We start from the raw sequence: 14,112 nt of genomic DNA on the forward strand, positions 1-14,112 counted from the left end.
GCCGAGCCGCCGAGCGCCGAGCGCCGAGCGCCGAGCCGCCGAGCGCCGAGCGCCGAGCGCCGAGCCGCCGAGCGCCGAGCCGCCGAGCGCCGAGCGCCGAGCCGCCGAGCGCCGAGCGCCGAGCGCCGAGCCGCGAGCTCTCAGCTGAGGCGTTCCAGGACCATGGCCATGCCCTGTCCGCCGCCGACGCACATGGTCTCCAGACCGATGGTCTTGTCGTGCCACTGGAGGGCGTTGAGCAGGGTTCCGGTGATCCGCGCGCCGGTCATCCCGAACGGGTGGCCGACGGCGATCGCCCCGCCCATCACGTTCAGCTTCTCCTCGGGGATACCGAGCTGGCGGTACGACGGGATGACCTGGGCGGCGAACGCCTCGTTGATCTCGACGAGGTCGACGTCGTCGATGGTCATGCCGGCCCGCTTGAGGGCCTGCCGGCTCGCCTCGACCGGGCCGAGTCCCATGATCTCCGGGGACAGCGCGGTGACGCCGGTGGAGATGATCCGGGCAAGTGGGGTGATGCCCAGTTCCTGTGCCCGCTGGGCGCTCATGATGACCACGGCGGCGGCCCCGTCGTTGAGCGGGCAGCAGTTGCCGGCGGTGATCCGGCCGTCCGGCCGGAAGACCGGCTTGAGGGCGGAGACGGCCTCCAGGGTCACCCCGGCACGCGGGCCGTCGTCGGTGCTGACCACCGTGCCGTCCGGGGTGGTCACCGGGGTGATCTCGCGGGCCCAGAAGCCGTCCGCGATCGCCTTCTCAGCCAGGTTCTGGCTGCGTACGCCGAACTCGTCCATGTCCGCGCGGGAGATGTCGTACACCTGGGCCAGGTTTTCCGCGGTCTGCCCCATGGCGAGGTAGACGTCGGGGAGCGCGCCCTCGTCGCGCGGGTCGGTCCAGACCGGTGCGTCGCCCTCGGAGCGGGCCTTGGAGCGCTTGCGAGCCTCGGCGAAGCGCGGGTTCTCCCAGCGGCCCACGAGGGCCTGCGCCTCCGGCGGCAGGCCGTCGGAGCTGCCCCGGGCGTACCGGGAGACGGCCTCGACCCCGGCGGAGATGAACACGTCGCCCTCACCGGCCCGGATCGCGTGCATCGCCATCCGGGTGGTCTGCAGCGACGAGGCGCAGTAGCGGGTGAGGGTCGCCCCGGGCACCTGGTCCAGGCCCATCAGGATGGTGACCACGCGGGCCATGTTGAAGCCCTGCTCGCCGCCGGGCAGACCGCATCCCAGGTAGAGGTCGTCGATCTCCTGCCGGTCGAGCTGGGGGAGCTTGTCCAGGGCGGCCTGCACGATGGTGGCGGCGAGGTCGTCGGGGCGGAGGTCACGGAGGGAGCCCTTGTGTGCCCGACCGATGGGCGAGCGGGCGGTGGCGACGATCACGGCATCGCGTGGCGACTCAATCGGCATGACCCAACGTTAACCCGCCAGTAACTTGTGAGGGAAGCGGCCGGTGGCGGTCAGCGGCGGGGAGAGACGGCCGCTGCGGCGGCCACCGCCGGCAGGAGCGCGTGCGCCCAGACGCGGTAGCCGTCGGCGGAGGGGTGGTAGCCGTCGTGGCAGAACGTGCCGGGGTCTGCCCGGAACACCTGGCCGGTCTCGGCGGCCAGATCGACCACCGTCCCGCCGGCGTCGAGGACCGCCTTGGTCTGGGCGCGGCCGACCTGGCGGCCGACCCAGCCGACGATCTGCCGCAGCGGTGGAGCGATGGCGCGTACCGCGCCGAGATCCGGGCAGGTGCCGACGACGACCTCGACGCCGGCCTGACGGAGTCGGTGCACTGCCGCGCCGAGGTAGGCGGCGGCGTCGGTCGGGCGGCGCAGGGTGGTGGCGTCGTTCGCCCCGATCAGGATGACCGCCACGTCCGGCTGCTCGCCGAGCAGCGCCCGGGCCACCTGGGTCGCCAGGTCTGTGGAGCGTGACCCGGAGACACCGACGCTGGACAGCCGCACCTGACGCCCCGCCGCACCTTCCGCGAGAAGCTCGGCCAACTGCCCGCCGATGGTGTCGCCGAGTCGATCGACGCCGACCCCGAGGGCGGACGAGTCACCCAGCAGGACCAGCCGCAGCGGCGGGGCCCCGGTCCGGCCGACCGTGGCACGCAGCGCCAGACCCAGCTCGGGCTGGGCGTAGCGGCGGCTGCGGGCCACCACGGCCTGCCCGGCGAGCACCGCCGCGCCGCCGATCGTGCCGGCGAGCAGGGAGGCTGCGGCCGTACGGGCCAGCCAGCCGGCGAGCCGGCCGCCGGGGGTGCTGTTCATCGTGCTGCCCCGGCCCGGGTAGCACGGGTGAACGGGAGCATCGTCCGCTCGGTCATCTGAGTTCCTCCACTGCGGGTGAGTCGGCACCGGCCGGTTGTGACACCGCACCGACACCGAACAGCCCTCGGCGACGCAGTTGCGCCCAGCGGCCGCCCGGACCGCTCTCGCTGCCACGGACCTGCGTGCCGCTGACCTCCGTCCCCGGATGCCTCGCCGCTTCGTGAGCGGCCTTCGGCAACGACCGTACGCCTTCGACGCGGGTTGGCGAAGGCCTGCGTTCCGCTCCATGGCCGAGTGCGGCCAGTGCGGTGGGCAGAATGGCGGCGGCTGCCACCGCGTACCCCTCAGCGGAGGGATGGAACCGGTCCCAGGCGAACATTCGCCCCGGCTCGGCGGTGAAACGTGGCCCCAGCAGATCGCCGAGGGAGACCGTCCAGCCGCCGGCCGAGACCACGGCCACGGTCTGGGCGGCGGCGAGTTGGCGGCTCCACCGGCGGGCCAGCCAGCGCAGCGGTGGCTGGATGGGGCGGATCGTGCCCAGGTCAGGGCAGGTGCCGACGACCACCTCGGCACCTGCCGCACGCAGTGCCCGGACCCCCTCGACGAGGTGTCGCACGGCCAGGCCGAGGGGGGCACGGTTCGTCACGTCGTTGCCGCCGATCAGGATGACCGCGATGTCCGGGTCGCCCTCCAGCGCCGCCTCGACCTGGAACTTGAGGCCGGCGGAGATGGCACCGACCACCGCGAAGCAGCGCAGCCGCACCGGGCGTTGCAGCCGCCGGGACAGGCCGGTGGCCAGTAGTGCGCCGGGCGTCTCCCGGCGGCGGTGCACGCCGTAGCCGGCGGCGGAGGAGTCGCCGAGCACGACCAGGTTGAGCGCCGGGCCGGGACACTTGGCCCCGTAGACCCCGTCGCAGCGCGGTGGCGGTGCCTCGGCCATCGGGATGGTGCGGCGGGCCTGACGGGCCTGACCGAGCAGAATGCCGGTGGCGGCGGCCGCAGCCGCCGCGGTGGCGCCGGTGCCGAACGCGGCCAGTCGGGCCACCCGCCAGGCGCGCTGCAAACGCGGACGGTCCGGTACGACAGAACCAACGGCCCCCATAGGGCGACATTAGCGCGCCGGTACGACGTTCCGCGGTGCTCGCCAACTGCACCCGTTGGCCTGGAAACTGACAGCTCTGGGTATTTGATTGCAGGGTGTTGCGTCGGGTCGTCACGCTGCACGTGGAGAGGAGCAAGACGATGGCTAGGACGTTGAAGCGGGGTGCCGCCTTCGTGGCCCTGGGCAGGGCACTGACCGCCGGCGCGCGGGGCGGACCGTCGCTCGGCGCGCGGATCGGCGCGCTGCCCAGGATGATCGCCGCCACGGCCCGCGGCCGGTACGACGGGGGCCTTCGACTGGCCATGATGACGGCGGCGACGGCGTACATCGTCTCCCCGGTCGACGCGGTCCCGGAGTTGTTCCTGACGGTGTTCGGGTTGATCGACGATGCGGTGATGGTGACCTGGCTGGCCGGGGCCGTGCTCGCCGAGACCGAGCGGTTCCTGGAGTGGGAGGCCCGCACCAGCACCGTGGTCCCTGGTCACGTGGTGCCCTGATCCACGTACCCTTGGCGCGGGAATTTCACGCCAGATACCTCGCCAGGCCTGCGGCGCCGGCGTCGAAGGAAAGGGCACAACGAGGTGCAGTACTACGACAACGTCGTCGAGTTGATCGGCAACACCCCGCTGGTGCGGCTGCGCAACGTGGCCGAGGGCATCCAGGCCACCGTGTTGGCGAAGGTGGAGTACCTCAACCCCGGCGGGTCGGTGAAGGACCGGATCGCGCTGCGCATGGTGGAGGACGCGGAGGCCGCGGGCATCCTCAAGCCCGGTGGCACCATCGTCGAGCCGACCAGCGGCAACACCGGCGTCGGGCTGGCCCTGGTGGCCCAGCTCAAGGGCTACAAGTGCGTCTTCGTCTGCCCCGACAAGGTCAGCCAGGACAAGCAGGACGTGCTGCGGGCGTACGGCGCCGAGGTGGTGGTCTGCCCGACCGCCGTCGCGCCGGAGGACCCTCGCTCGTACTACAACGTCTCCGACCGGCTGGCCCGGGAGATCCCCGGGGCCTGGAAGCCCAACCAGTATTCCAACCCGGCGAACCCGCGTTCGCACTACGAGGTGACCGGCCCGGAGCTGTGGAAGCAGACCGAGGGGCGGATCACCCACTTCGTGGCCGGCGTCGGCACCGGCGGCACCATCTCCGGCATCGGCCGGTACCTCAAGGAGGCCTCCGGCGGGACGGTGAAGGTCATCGGCGCGGACCCGGAGGGCTCGGTCTACTCCGGCGGCACCGGCCGTCCGTACCTGGTCGAGGGCGTCGGTGAGGACTTCTGGCCGGAGACGTACGACCGCAGCGTGGCCGACCAGATCATCGAGGTGTCGGACAAGCAGTCCTTCGAGATGACCCGGCGGCTGGCCCGCGAGGAGGGCCTGCTGGTCGGCGGCTCCTGCGGGATGGCGGCGGTGGCCGCGCTGGAGGTGGCCCGCTCCGCCGGCCCGGACGACGTGGTCGTGGTGCTGCTGCCGGACGGCGGCCGGGGCTACCTCTCCAAGATCTTCAACGACACCTGGATGGCCCGGTACGGCTTCCTCGACAACTCCGGCTCCGAGCCGACCGTGGCCGAGGCGCTGGCCGGTAAGCCGGGTGGCCTGCCCGAGCTGGTGCACGTCCACCCGACCGAGACGGTCCGGGACGCGGTCGACTACATGCGCGAGTACGGCGTCTCGCAGTTGCCGGTGCTCAAGGCCGAGCCGCCCGTGGTGACCGGCGAGGTGGCCGGCTCGATCGCCGAGCGGGACCTGCTCGACGCCCTGTTCACTGGCCAGGCCCAGCTGCACGACACGATCGAGCGGCACATGGCACCGCCGCTGCCGATGGTCGGTGGTGGCCAGCCGGTCAGCGAGGCGGTCAACCTGCTGGAGAAGTCCGACGCCGCCCTGGTGTTGATCGACGGCAAGCCCAAGGGCGTCCTCACCCGTCAGGACCTGCTCGCCCACCTCGGCGCCCGCTGAGGTGTAAGGAAGGGCACCCTTTTAACGCCCTATGCATAGCAGGGGCCCCTTGTTAACACCCGCCCGCCCGTTGCGGGACCGAGTGTTAACAGGGGGCCCTTCCTCTACCGCAGGCGTTAAGAGGGTGCCCTTCCTTACATCAGGTCGCGGGTGTAGCGGAGTTGGCGGACGGGGAACGGGCCGACCGTCTCGTCGCGTTCCAGCCCGGTCCGTTGCCAGCCGCCGCGCTCGTAGAAGCGGCGGGCGTGCGCGTTGTCGCGCAGCACCCAGAGCACCGCGCGCCGCCAACCGCGCCGCCCCATGGCGGCCAGCGCGTCGATCATCAAGGTCCGGCCGACGCCGCGACCACGCTCGGCCGGCTCCAGGTGGATGGCGTTGAGCAGGCCGGTGTGCGGGTCGTCCTCGTCGTCCGGCCCGAGGTAACTGAAACCGACCAGGGTGCCGTCCCGCTCGGCCACGGTCATCCGATGGTCGGACCGCTCATAGCTCCACCGGAGCGTCCAGTACTCGGCCATCGCCTCCGGCGTCGGGTCGGCAAGTGCCTCGGGCGGCAGGATCGACGAGTACGCGGCGACCCGCGAACGCTGGTGGAGCCGGCCCACCGCGGCGATATCGTCAGCGGTCGCGGCACGCAGCGTGACAGTCACCCAGCCGAGGGTACCCGCCGGGGTGGGACCTGCACGGTGGTGAGGTCCTCGGCGATCACCAGGTCGCCGTCGAAGTGGGCGCGGGCCTCGTCGGCGAAACGGCGCGGGTCGGCGTACCGCTGGGAGAAGTGGGTGAGCACGAGACGGCGTACCCCCGACTCGGCCGCCACCCGCGCGGCCTGGCCGGCGGTCAGGTGGCCTACCTCGGCGGCGAGCGCCGCCTCCGACTCCAGGAAGGTCGACTCGATCACCAGCAGGTCGGCCTGCTCGGCCAGCGCGTACACCCCGTCGCAGAGGCCGGTGTCCATCACGAAGGCGAACCGCTGCCCCGGTCGCGGCACGCTCACCTCGTCGCGGGTGACGCGTCGCCCGTCGAGGTCGAGGTGGCCGACGCGCTGCAACTCGCCGACCGCCGGCCCACCGATGCCGTACGCGGCCAGCCGCTCCGGCAGCATCCGGCAGCCGTCCGGCTCCACCAGCCGATAGCCGTACGTGTCGATCGGGTGCCGCAGTCGACGGGCCTCCAGCGTGCCGCAGCGCAACGCGATGCGCTGCCCGTCCGCCTCGATCGGCGTCACCGCCAGCTCGGCGGTCTCGTAGAAGGAGCTGGCGTGCCGCAGTCGGGCGAAGTACTCGGCACCCTCGGCCGGGAAGTGCACCGCCACCGGGCGGGAGACCCGGTCCAGGGAGAGCCGCTGGATGGTGCCGGGCAGGCCGAGGCAGTGATCGCCGTGGAAGTGGGTGATGCAGATCCGGGTCAGGTCGGTGGCGGTGACCGTGGTGTGCAGCAGTTGCCGCTGGCTGCCCTCTCCCGGGTCGAAGAGGATCACCTCGTCGTCCCAGCGCAGCACGTACCCGTTGTGGTTGCGGGCCCGGGTCGGGGCCTGGCTGGCCGTACCGAGCACCACCAGCTCACGCATCGACACGGCGGCCTCCCGTGGAATGAAGCGACCCCCGGGGCTTCCGCGCGAACGCGGGCCGACTGGACTGGGTCGGCACCCCGGGGGTCGGGTGGCTTGTCGTGGTTTCGCCGCACCGCTGCCACACGGTCTCGACGACTTCTTACTGCCCGCCTGGGATCAGACGGTCACTGTCGAGGACAGCGGCTAGCGGACAGCCACCTCACGAGTCCGATTGCTATACAAGTCTGGACCACCTCCTTTCCCGTGTACCGCCACGCTATCCAGCGCCGAAGCCGGCGGCAACGGATTTCGATCACAGCCGCCCCGGGAATGCCGGGGCCGGCGGGTCACGAGCCGGGGGCGATACCTATCGGACCCTCGCGGGGGCCGTCCTCGCTGGCCGGCTGCACCGACAGGGACGGGAAGTTCGCCAGGTCACCCTCGGGCTCGGCGTCCCACTCCGGGAAGACCAGGTCGCTCTGCAGGTAGAGGCAGAGCAGTTGGGCCAACTGCCGCAGCCCCTCCAGGTGGGTGCGTTCGTGGCCGTGGGTGGCGTCGACGCCGAAGCCGAGCAGCGCCACCCGGGCGTGCGCGCCGGCCTCCACCGCCGCCGCCACGTCCGAGCGGTAGTAGTCGAAGACGTCGCGGACCAGCTCCACGCCGTGCTCCCGGGCGATGGCGGCCAGGTTGCGGGTGAGGTGGTAGTCGAACGGGCCCACCCCGTCGCCCATGGCCAGGGTGGCGGCGTCCTCCCGGGACTGCTGCCCGGGGGCGACCACCGCGGCGTCGACCGAGACGATCTCCGCGACGTCCGGGTCGAGGCCGTGCGAGGCACCGTGGCCGATCTCCTCGGTCACGGTGATCAGCAGGTGCGCGGTGACGGCCGGCTGCACCCCCGCGTCGACCATCGCCTTGATCGCGGTGAGCACCGCGGCCACCCCGGCCTTGTCGTCCAGGTGACGGGACTTGACGTACCCGCTGGGGGTGACGGTCGGGTTGGGCAGGAACGCCACGAAGTCGCCCGCGTCGATGCCGAGCGCCCGCAGGCCGTCGATGTCCTCCACCGGCTCGTCGACGCGTACCTCGACCTGCTCCCAGCCGATGCCCTGCTCGTCGACCGCCTCGTTGTAGCGGTGGCCGCTGGCCTTGAGCGGCAGCACCTGACCGGTGATCACCCGCTCCAGGTCGTCGGTGAAGATCCGGACGTGGGCCCCTTCGGCGAACCGGGCGCTGTGCGTGCCGATCGGCTTGAGTTCGAGCCGGCCGTTCTCCTTGAGCCGCTTGACCATCCCGCCGATGGTGTCGGTGTGCACCACGATCGCCCGGTCCGCCCCGTGCTCCCGAGGGCCGGGCAGGCAGGCGCTGAGCGCACCCCGGCGGGTCAACGTCGACGGGATGCCGAGCGCGGACAACCGCTCGCCGACGTACTGCTGCACGTGGTCGGTACGCCCCGAAGGGCTGGGGATGTCCAGCAGTTCGAGCAGCACTTGGTGCAGGTAGTCCAGGTCGAGCGGCAGCGGAATGGTCTTGCGTACGGTCATGCCCCAGATGGTGCCGCACCCGCCGGGGTCCAGAGCCGTTGCGGTGCCCGCGTCCCGGGAAAGAGGAGATCCACGAACCGTTCCGCGGTGGGCTGCGGCTCGTGGTTGGCCAACCCGGGCCGCTCGTTGGCCTCGATGAAGACGTGCTCGGGCTGATCCGGTGCCGGTACCAGCAGGTCCAGACCGGTGACCGGGATGTCCAGGGCCCGGCTGGCGGCCACGCACGCCTCGGCGATCACCGGATGCAACTCCCCGGTGACGTCGTGGATGGTGCCGCCGGTGTGCAGGTTCGCGGTGCGGCGTACGGCCAGCACCTGCCCCTCGGGCAGGACGTCGTGCAGCGCGTACCCGGCCTCGGCGACCACGTCGCGGGTCATGTCGTCAAGCGGGATGCGGGACTCGCCACCGGTGGCGGCGGCCCGACGACGGCTCTGCCGCTCGATCAGCTCGGCGATGTCGTGCACCCCGTCACCGGTGACCGACGCGGGACGGCGGACCGCAGCGGCCACCACCTCGTGATCGATCATGACTACCCGGAGGTCCTCACCGGCGCACAGCTCCTCCAGCAGCACCTCCGTGCAGTACCGTGCGGCCAGCTCGACCGCGGCGGCCAGCGCCTCGGGCGTCCTGACCCCGACGGTGATGCCGTTGCCCTGCTCGCCGCGGGCCGGCTTGACGACCAACTCGCCCACCTCGGCCAGGAACTCGGCGTCGGCGGCGTCCCCGGTGGCGGTGCGTCCGCGCGGCACGGACAGCCCGGCCTCGGCCAGGATCCGGCGGGTGACCCGTTTGTCGTCGCAGCGGCTCATCGCCACCGCCGAGGTCAGCTCGGACAGCGACTCGCGGGTGAGGATCGTCCGGCCACCGGTGGACAGCCGCAGCTCACCCCACTGCGGGTCGGTCACCTCCACCCGGATGCCGCGCCGCATCGCCTCGTCAGCGACGATCTTCGCGTACGGGTTGAGCTGGTCGTACCCCTCCGGCATGGCGGGCAGGAACAGCCGTTCGTTGATCGGGTTCTTGCGCTTCACGCAGAGCGTCGCGGTGCGGTAGAAGCCGAGCCGCTCGTAGAGGCGGATCGCGCCGACGTTCTCGGCGAGCACCGACAGGTCGACGTACGCCCGACCCCGGGCGACCAGCCGGGCGGCCAGCTCGGTGATCAGCGCCTGGCCGGTGCCCGGCGGCGCCTGGTTGAAGTCGACGGTCAGGCACCAGAGGCTGGCACCGTTGTCCGGGTCGTCGAAGACCGCGACGTGATCGATGCCGGTGATGGTGCCGACGATCTCGCCGGTCGTCACCTCCGCCACCAGGTGCAGGAAGCGGTCGGTGGCGGCGTTGTCCACGAGCACCTCGACCGGTGCGGTGACCATGCCGTTGGACGCGTAGATCCGGTTGACCGCGTCCGCGTCGGCGGCGTCGCGCAGCCGACGGATGCGCACCCCCGGCAGCTCCGGTGGGCCGCCGGTGAGCGCCGGGGTGCCGGCGCTGCCGGTCTGCTCGCCGGTGCCGGTGTCGGCCCGGGGGCCGTACAGCGGCAGCCGGTAGGTCAGCGACGGGTCGATGAACAACTCGTCGGGCAGGCGGGACACCAACACGTGCGGATCCCGCAGGTAGATGCAGATGTCGCGGGCGCCGGCCGCCTCGGAGCGCAGGATGTCGGCGACCGCAGCCTGGTCATGGAAGGTCTGGCCGAAGACCAGCCGCCCCCAGCCGCAGTCGAGCACGACACCTGCGTCGTCGCGCGGGCGTTCGGCGTCCTCGCCGGGGTCGGCGCTGCCGCCTGCGGCGATCGGATCACCGCCCGGGCCGACCCGCTCGTACCGCCGTCCGCGGCCCCGGTCGGTCCGAGCTACCCCGGTGGCCAGGGTGTCGGTCACGGTCAGTCGATTCCGTGGCTCTGGAGCCACATTTCCAGGAGTCCGAGTTGCCACAGTTTGTTTCCGTTCAACGGGGTCAGTTCGGCGTTGGGTGCGTCGAGCAGGGCGTTGACGTAATCGGGGCGGAAAAGGTCGCGGCGACGGGCCTCGGGCGCGTGCAACGCGTCCCGTACCCGGTCGAGGAGCTTGCCCTCCAGGTGGGTGAGGCCCGGCACCGGGAAGTAACCCTTCGGCCGGTCGATCACCTCGTGCGGCAGCACCCGGCGGCCGATCTCCTTGAGGACGCCCTTGCCGCCCTGGGCGAGCTTCAGCTCGGGCGGGCAGGCGGCGGCCAGTTCCACGAACTCGTGATCCAGGAAAGGCACCCGGGCCTCCAGCCCGTGCGCCATTGTCATGTTGTCGACCCGCTTGACCGGATCGTCGGTCAGCATGATCTGGGTGTCGATACGCAGGCCGGCGTCGACGGCGGTCTGCGCGCCGGGGGCGGCCAGGTGCGCGGCGACGAACTCCCGCGCCGGGTCCCCCTCGGCCAGCCAGTCCGGGTTGAGCACCCGGGCCAGGCCGGCCGCGTCCCGGTCGAAGAACGCCCGGGCGTACGTGTCGAGGGCCTGCTCGCGGTCGATGCGGTGCAGCGGCGGATACCAGTGGTAGCCGCCGAGGATCTCGTCGGCGCCCTGGCCGGACTGCACCACCTTGACGTGCCGGGACACCTCCTGACTGAGCAGGTAGAACGCCACGCAGTCGTGGCTGACCATGGGCTCGCTCATGGCCGCGACGGCGGCCTCCAGCGGCGGCACCAGATCCTGGGCGGCGACCCGGATCTGGTGGTGGTCGGTGTCGAAGGTCTTGGCGACCACGTCGGAGTAGCGGAACTCGTCACCCTCCCGGCCGCCGACCGCGTCGAAACCGATGGAGAAGGTGGACAGTCCCCGCTGTCCCTCGCCGGCCAGCAGTGCGACCACCAGGCTGGAGTCCAAGCCACCGGAGAGCAGCACGCCGACCGGCACGTCGGCCACCATCCGTCGGCGTACGGCGGTGGTCAGGGATTCGAGCAGGGCGTCCTGCCAGTCCTTCTCGGACCAGTCGGCGTGCTCGTCGCGGCGCAGGAACGGCGGGTTCCAGTAGATCCGCTCGTGGCTGCGGCCGTCGGGCTCGTAGACCCGGACGGTGGCCGGTGGCAGCTTGCTGACCCCGCGCAGGATGGTGCGCGGCGGCGGCACGATGCTGTGGAAGCTCAGATAGTGCGCCAGCGCGACCGGGTCGATCGTGGTGTCCACGCCGCCGCCGGCCAGCAGGGCGGGCAGGGTGCTGGCGAACCGCAGCACACCTGCTGATTCGGCGAGGTAGAGCGGCTTGATGCCGAGCCGGTCCCGGGCGAGTACCAGGCGACCGCTGTCCCGCTCGCTGATCGCCACGGCGAACATCCCGATCAGGTGGTCGACGAAGTCGAGCCCCCACTCGGCGTACGCCTTGACCACGACCTCGCTGTCCCCGGTCGAGAAGAACTGGTGGCCCTTGGCCGACAGTTCGGCGCGCAGCTCGCGGTAGTTGTAGATGCAGCCGTTGAAGACGGCCGACAGCCCGGTGGTCGAATCCACGATGGGCTGACCGCTGGCCGCCGAAAGGTCGATGATCTTCAGGCGTCGGTGGCCGAGCGCGACCGGGCCGTTCGACCACACTCCGCTGCCGTCAGGCCCGCGGTCGCACATCGTGGCGGCCATCCGTTCCACCGCGATGACATCTGCGCGCGTCGCGTCCGTTCGGAATTCCCCAGCCAGTCCGCACATGTCAGAACATGCTGCCAGAGGATGTTGCAGTCTGCCTGTTGAGACAATGACAGTCCTGTAACAGACTTGCTAGAATCCGCGCCCCGCGTAACCTGCCTGCGCCCTCGTTCGTGACCTCGGGCGTCGGCTGCCGCATCGTGCCCGGATGCCCGGGTCGGCTGGCTCTTCGCACTGTGACGTACGCCCTAATACCCGGCGCGTAGCGAGAGGCCCGGTCGGTGAGACCGGGCCCCTTTTCGCTTACTGGTCGTGCTCAGCCGGCGGTACGGGCCAGTTCTTCGTCCGGTGGCGCCCCGCTGGGTGACGGATGGATTCCAAACTTTTCGATCATGAAGCGCCAGAACAGGGGGACAGCGTCCTCGGCCGGGCGCCGGATGCGGTCGTTCCTGCCGTTGTGGGTCAGCGTCTCGACCGTGATCCATGGGTCCTGGTACCGGACGATCACTTCGTCGTACGGCGGGCTGATCACCGGGGTCGGGACCACGACCAGGTCCGTCATGGACAACAACCCGGCCAGGTGGGCATCGGCTCCTGAGGCTAGGACGCTCCTGACGATGTCAAGCATGGGTCGCATCTGCGGCGACCGGGCGCACCACTCGGCGAGTCGGGCTTCGATCGTCGTCCACGGCGCGTCGCGAAACTCGCCGGGGTAGCCCATCGTCCGCATAGGGGAAGCGTGCAGCAATACCGCCCCCGAGACAACGCCCGGGGCCTCGCCGGCCCCGGCCCAGGTTGGCAGTTCTGGCGCGGATCCCGTGGACCCGCGCCAGAACTACCGCAAGCTCAGGCCGTCCTGGCCACGCCGACCGGGCAGCTCATCCCGTTCGGGCCATGGTTGCAGTAGCCGTTCGGGTTCTTGGTCGGGGCGAGGTACTGCTGGTGATAGTCCTCGGCCAGGTAGTAGTCACCGAGCCGGTCGATCTCCGTGGTGATCTCGCCCTTGCCCGCGCGCGCCACGATCGGCGCGAACGCGTCGCGGGACGCCTCGGCCGTCGCCAACTGGTCGTCGGTGGTGGCGTAGATCGTCGACCGGTACTGGGTGCCCACGTCGTTGCCCTGGCGCATGCCCTGGGTCGGGTCGTGGTTCTCCCAGAAGACCTTGAGCAGGTCCTCGTAGCTGATCCGGGCCGGGTCGTAGACGACCTGGACCACCTCGGCGTGCCCGGTCATCCCGGAGCAGACCTCCTCGTAGGTCGGGTTCGGGGTGTAGCCACCCGCGTAACCGGCCGAGGTGGTGAACACGCCCGGCAGGGTCCAGAACAACCGCTCGGCGCCCCAGAAACACCCCATACCGAAGACCGCGACCTGCGACCCCTCGGGGAACGGGCCCTTCAGCGGGGTGCCGAGCACCTCGTGCCGGTCGGCGACCGGCATGGCTATCGGACGGCCGGGCAGCGCCCGGTCAGGGGAGATCATCTCGGCCTTCATGCGGCGGAGGAACACGATGGGACTCCTTTCGTACCCTTCCCCGCGTGCAACACCGGCGGACCGTACTTCCTTACCCGCCCCGCCGCCGGTCAGGCCCGCTCCCGCCGCCAACGTGTCTCCGCGTACTCCTGGAATCGAATTTGTTCGGCAGCGGGGAAATAACCTGAACGAACAATTTCGGGGTACGAGGCCGGGGTCGTCAGGGCAGGGCGGCACGGATCCGGTCGGCGTACGAGGTGGCTTCGGCGTCGTCGGCGTAGCGGGTCCGCGGCCAGAAGAAGCCGCGCAGGCCGTCCCCCTTGGTGCGAGGCACCACGTGGGTGTGCAGGTGGGGGACGGACTGGGACACCTTATTGTTCATCGCCACGAAGGTGCCGCCCGCGCCCAGCCCGGCCTCGACCGCGACGGCGAGCCGCCGGACCAGCCCGAAGTAGTCGGCCAGTGACTCGGGCGGCAGGTCAGCGAGGGTGACCAGGTGGGTGCGGGGCACCACCAGCACGTGTCCCTTGAACACCGGCCGGGTGTCCAGGAAGGCCAACCCGGCCGGCTCGTCCACGACCCGGAAGGCGGGCATCTCGCCCGCCACGATCCCGCAGAACACGCAGCCCGCCATCGCCCCAGGCTA

Annotated in this window: 13 protein-coding genes; 2 read left to right on the forward strand and 11 right to left on the reverse strand. The window is 71.3% G+C overall.

Annotated elements, in window-relative coordinates; translation table 11 throughout:
* Nucleotides 1–140 precede the first annotated feature (140 nt).
* The 3 genes from Vgi01_RS03735 to Vgi01_RS03745 are packed head-to-tail and all read right to left on the reverse strand — an operon-like array spanning nucleotide 141 to nucleotide 3,353.
* Nucleotides 141–1,400 (reverse strand): acetyl-CoA C-acetyltransferase, encoded by a 1,260-nt coding sequence (locus Vgi01_RS03735; protein ID WP_204290133.1) that lies wholly within the window; start codon nucleotides 1,398–1,400, stop codon nucleotides 141–143.
* Nucleotides 1,401–1,450: 50 nt separating this feature from the next.
* Complete coding sequence (locus Vgi01_RS03740; protein WP_204290134.1) at nucleotides 1,451–2,251, reverse strand: SGNH/GDSL hydrolase family protein; 801 nt, start codon at nucleotides 2,249–2,251, stop codon at nucleotides 1,451–1,453.
* A 52-nt stretch (nucleotides 2,252–2,303) separates the two neighbouring features.
* The gene (locus tag Vgi01_RS03745) at nucleotides 2,304–3,353 is read right to left on the reverse strand and encodes an SGNH/GDSL hydrolase family protein (protein ID WP_102659680.1); all 1,050 of its coding nucleotides are present in this window, start codon (nucleotides 3,351–3,353) and stop codon (nucleotides 2,304–2,306) included.
* Between the two features lie 140 nt (nucleotides 3,354–3,493).
* Between Vgi01_RS03745 and Vgi01_RS03750 the strand changes: the two genes are divergently transcribed.
* Nucleotides 3,494–3,850 carry a YkvA family protein gene (locus Vgi01_RS03750; RefSeq protein WP_013731647.1) on the forward strand — a complete coding sequence of 119 codons (357 nt, stop codon included), beginning with the start codon at nucleotides 3,494–3,496 and terminating at the stop codon, nucleotides 3,848–3,850.
* An 84-nt stretch (nucleotides 3,851–3,934) separates the two neighbouring features.
* A complete protein-coding gene (locus Vgi01_RS03755; protein WP_102659679.1) occupies nucleotides 3,935–5,305 on the forward strand; it encodes a cystathionine beta-synthase in 1,371 nt (456 codons plus the stop codon).
* 134 nt (nucleotides 5,306–5,439) lie between these two features.
* Here the strand turns inward: Vgi01_RS03755 and Vgi01_RS03760 are convergent, their stop codons facing one another.
* The 8 genes from Vgi01_RS03760 to Vgi01_RS03795 form a co-directional block, all read right to left on the reverse strand.
* Nucleotides 5,440–5,952, reverse strand: coding sequence for a GNAT family N-acetyltransferase (locus tag Vgi01_RS03760; RefSeq protein ID WP_204290135.1), 513 nt, complete (start codon nucleotides 5,950–5,952; stop codon nucleotides 5,440–5,442).
* The gene (locus Vgi01_RS03765; protein ID WP_102659677.1) at nucleotides 5,949–6,878 is read right to left on the reverse strand and encodes a ribonuclease Z; all 930 of its coding nucleotides are present in this window, start codon (nucleotides 6,876–6,878) and stop codon (nucleotides 5,949–5,951) included. The genes Vgi01_RS03760 and Vgi01_RS03765 overlap by 4 nt, the downstream gene beginning before the upstream one ends.
* 323 nt (nucleotides 6,879–7,201) lie before the next feature.
* Complete coding sequence (locus Vgi01_RS03770) at nucleotides 7,202–8,395, reverse strand: osmoprotectant NAGGN system M42 family peptidase (RefSeq protein WP_102659676.1); 1,194 nt, start codon at nucleotides 8,393–8,395, stop codon at nucleotides 7,202–7,204.
* A complete protein-coding gene (gene ngg / locus Vgi01_RS03775) occupies nucleotides 8,392–10,272 on the reverse strand; it encodes an N-acetylglutaminylglutamine synthetase (protein ID WP_102659675.1) in 1,881 nt (626 codons plus the stop codon). Before ngg ends, Vgi01_RS03770 begins: the two co-directional genes overlap by 4 nt.
* A 2-nt stretch (nucleotides 10,273–10,274) precedes the next feature.
* Entirely contained in the window at nucleotides 10,275–12,059 is a 1,785-nt protein-coding gene (locus Vgi01_RS03780; protein WP_102659674.1) for an N-acetylglutaminylglutamine amidotransferase, read from the reverse strand.
* Between the two features lie 253 nt (nucleotides 12,060–12,312).
* Nucleotides 12,313–12,726: a hypothetical protein gene (locus tag Vgi01_RS03785; RefSeq protein ID WP_204290136.1), complete on the reverse strand. Its 414-nt coding sequence runs from the start codon at nucleotides 12,724–12,726 to the stop codon at nucleotides 12,313–12,315.
* 116 nt (nucleotides 12,727–12,842) lie between these two features.
* Nucleotides 12,843–13,502 (reverse strand): peptide-methionine (S)-S-oxide reductase MsrA, encoded by a 660-nt coding sequence (gene msrA, locus Vgi01_RS03790; protein ID WP_102659672.1) that lies wholly within the window; start codon nucleotides 13,500–13,502, stop codon nucleotides 12,843–12,845.
* A 184-nt stretch (nucleotides 13,503–13,686) separates the two neighbouring features.
* Nucleotides 13,687–14,100, reverse strand: a complete 414-nt coding sequence (locus Vgi01_RS03795; protein WP_102659671.1) for an HIT family protein — start codon at nucleotides 14,098–14,100, stop codon at nucleotides 13,687–13,689.
* Nucleotides 14,101–14,112: the final 12 nt, after the last annotated feature.

The organism is Micromonospora gifhornensis, assembly GCF_016863515.1.
GTDB classification, from domain to species: Bacteria; Actinomycetota; Actinomycetes; order Mycobacteriales; family Micromonosporaceae; genus Micromonospora; species Micromonospora gifhornensis.

What these genes read in the sequence shown, in the direction of transcription:
- Vgi01_RS03735 (WP_204290133.1), bottom strand. Translation starts at nt 1,400, where the DNA reads ATGCCGATTGAGTCGCCACGCGATGCCGTGATCGTCGCCACCGCCCGC.
- Vgi01_RS03740 (WP_204290134.1), bottom strand. Translation starts at nt 2,251, where the DNA reads ATGAACAGCACCCCCGGCGGCCGGCTCGCCGGCTGGCTGGCCCGTACG.
- Vgi01_RS03745 (WP_102659680.1), bottom strand. Translation starts at nt 3,353, where the DNA reads ATGGGGGCCGTTGGTTCTGTCGTACCGGACCGTCCGCGTTTGCAGCGC.
- Vgi01_RS03750 (WP_013731647.1), top strand. Translation starts at nt 3,494, where the DNA reads ATGGCTAGGACGTTGAAGCGGGGTGCCGCCTTCGTGGCCCTGGGCAGG.
- Vgi01_RS03770 (WP_102659676.1), bottom strand. Translation starts at nt 8,395, where the DNA reads ATGACCGTACGCAAGACCATTCCGCTGCCGCTCGACCTGGACTACCTG.
- Vgi01_RS03780 (WP_102659674.1), bottom strand. Translation starts at nt 12,059, where the DNA reads ATGTGCGGACTGGCTGGGGAATTCCGAACGGACGCGACGCGCGCAGAT.
- Vgi01_RS03785 (WP_204290136.1), bottom strand. Translation starts at nt 12,726, where the DNA reads ATGCGGACGATGGGCTACCCCGGCGAGTTTCGCGACGCGCCGTGGACG.
- Vgi01_RS03795 (WP_102659671.1), bottom strand. Translation starts at nt 14,100, where the DNA reads ATGGCGGGCTGCGTGTTCTGCGGGATCGTGGCGGGCGAGATGCCCGCC.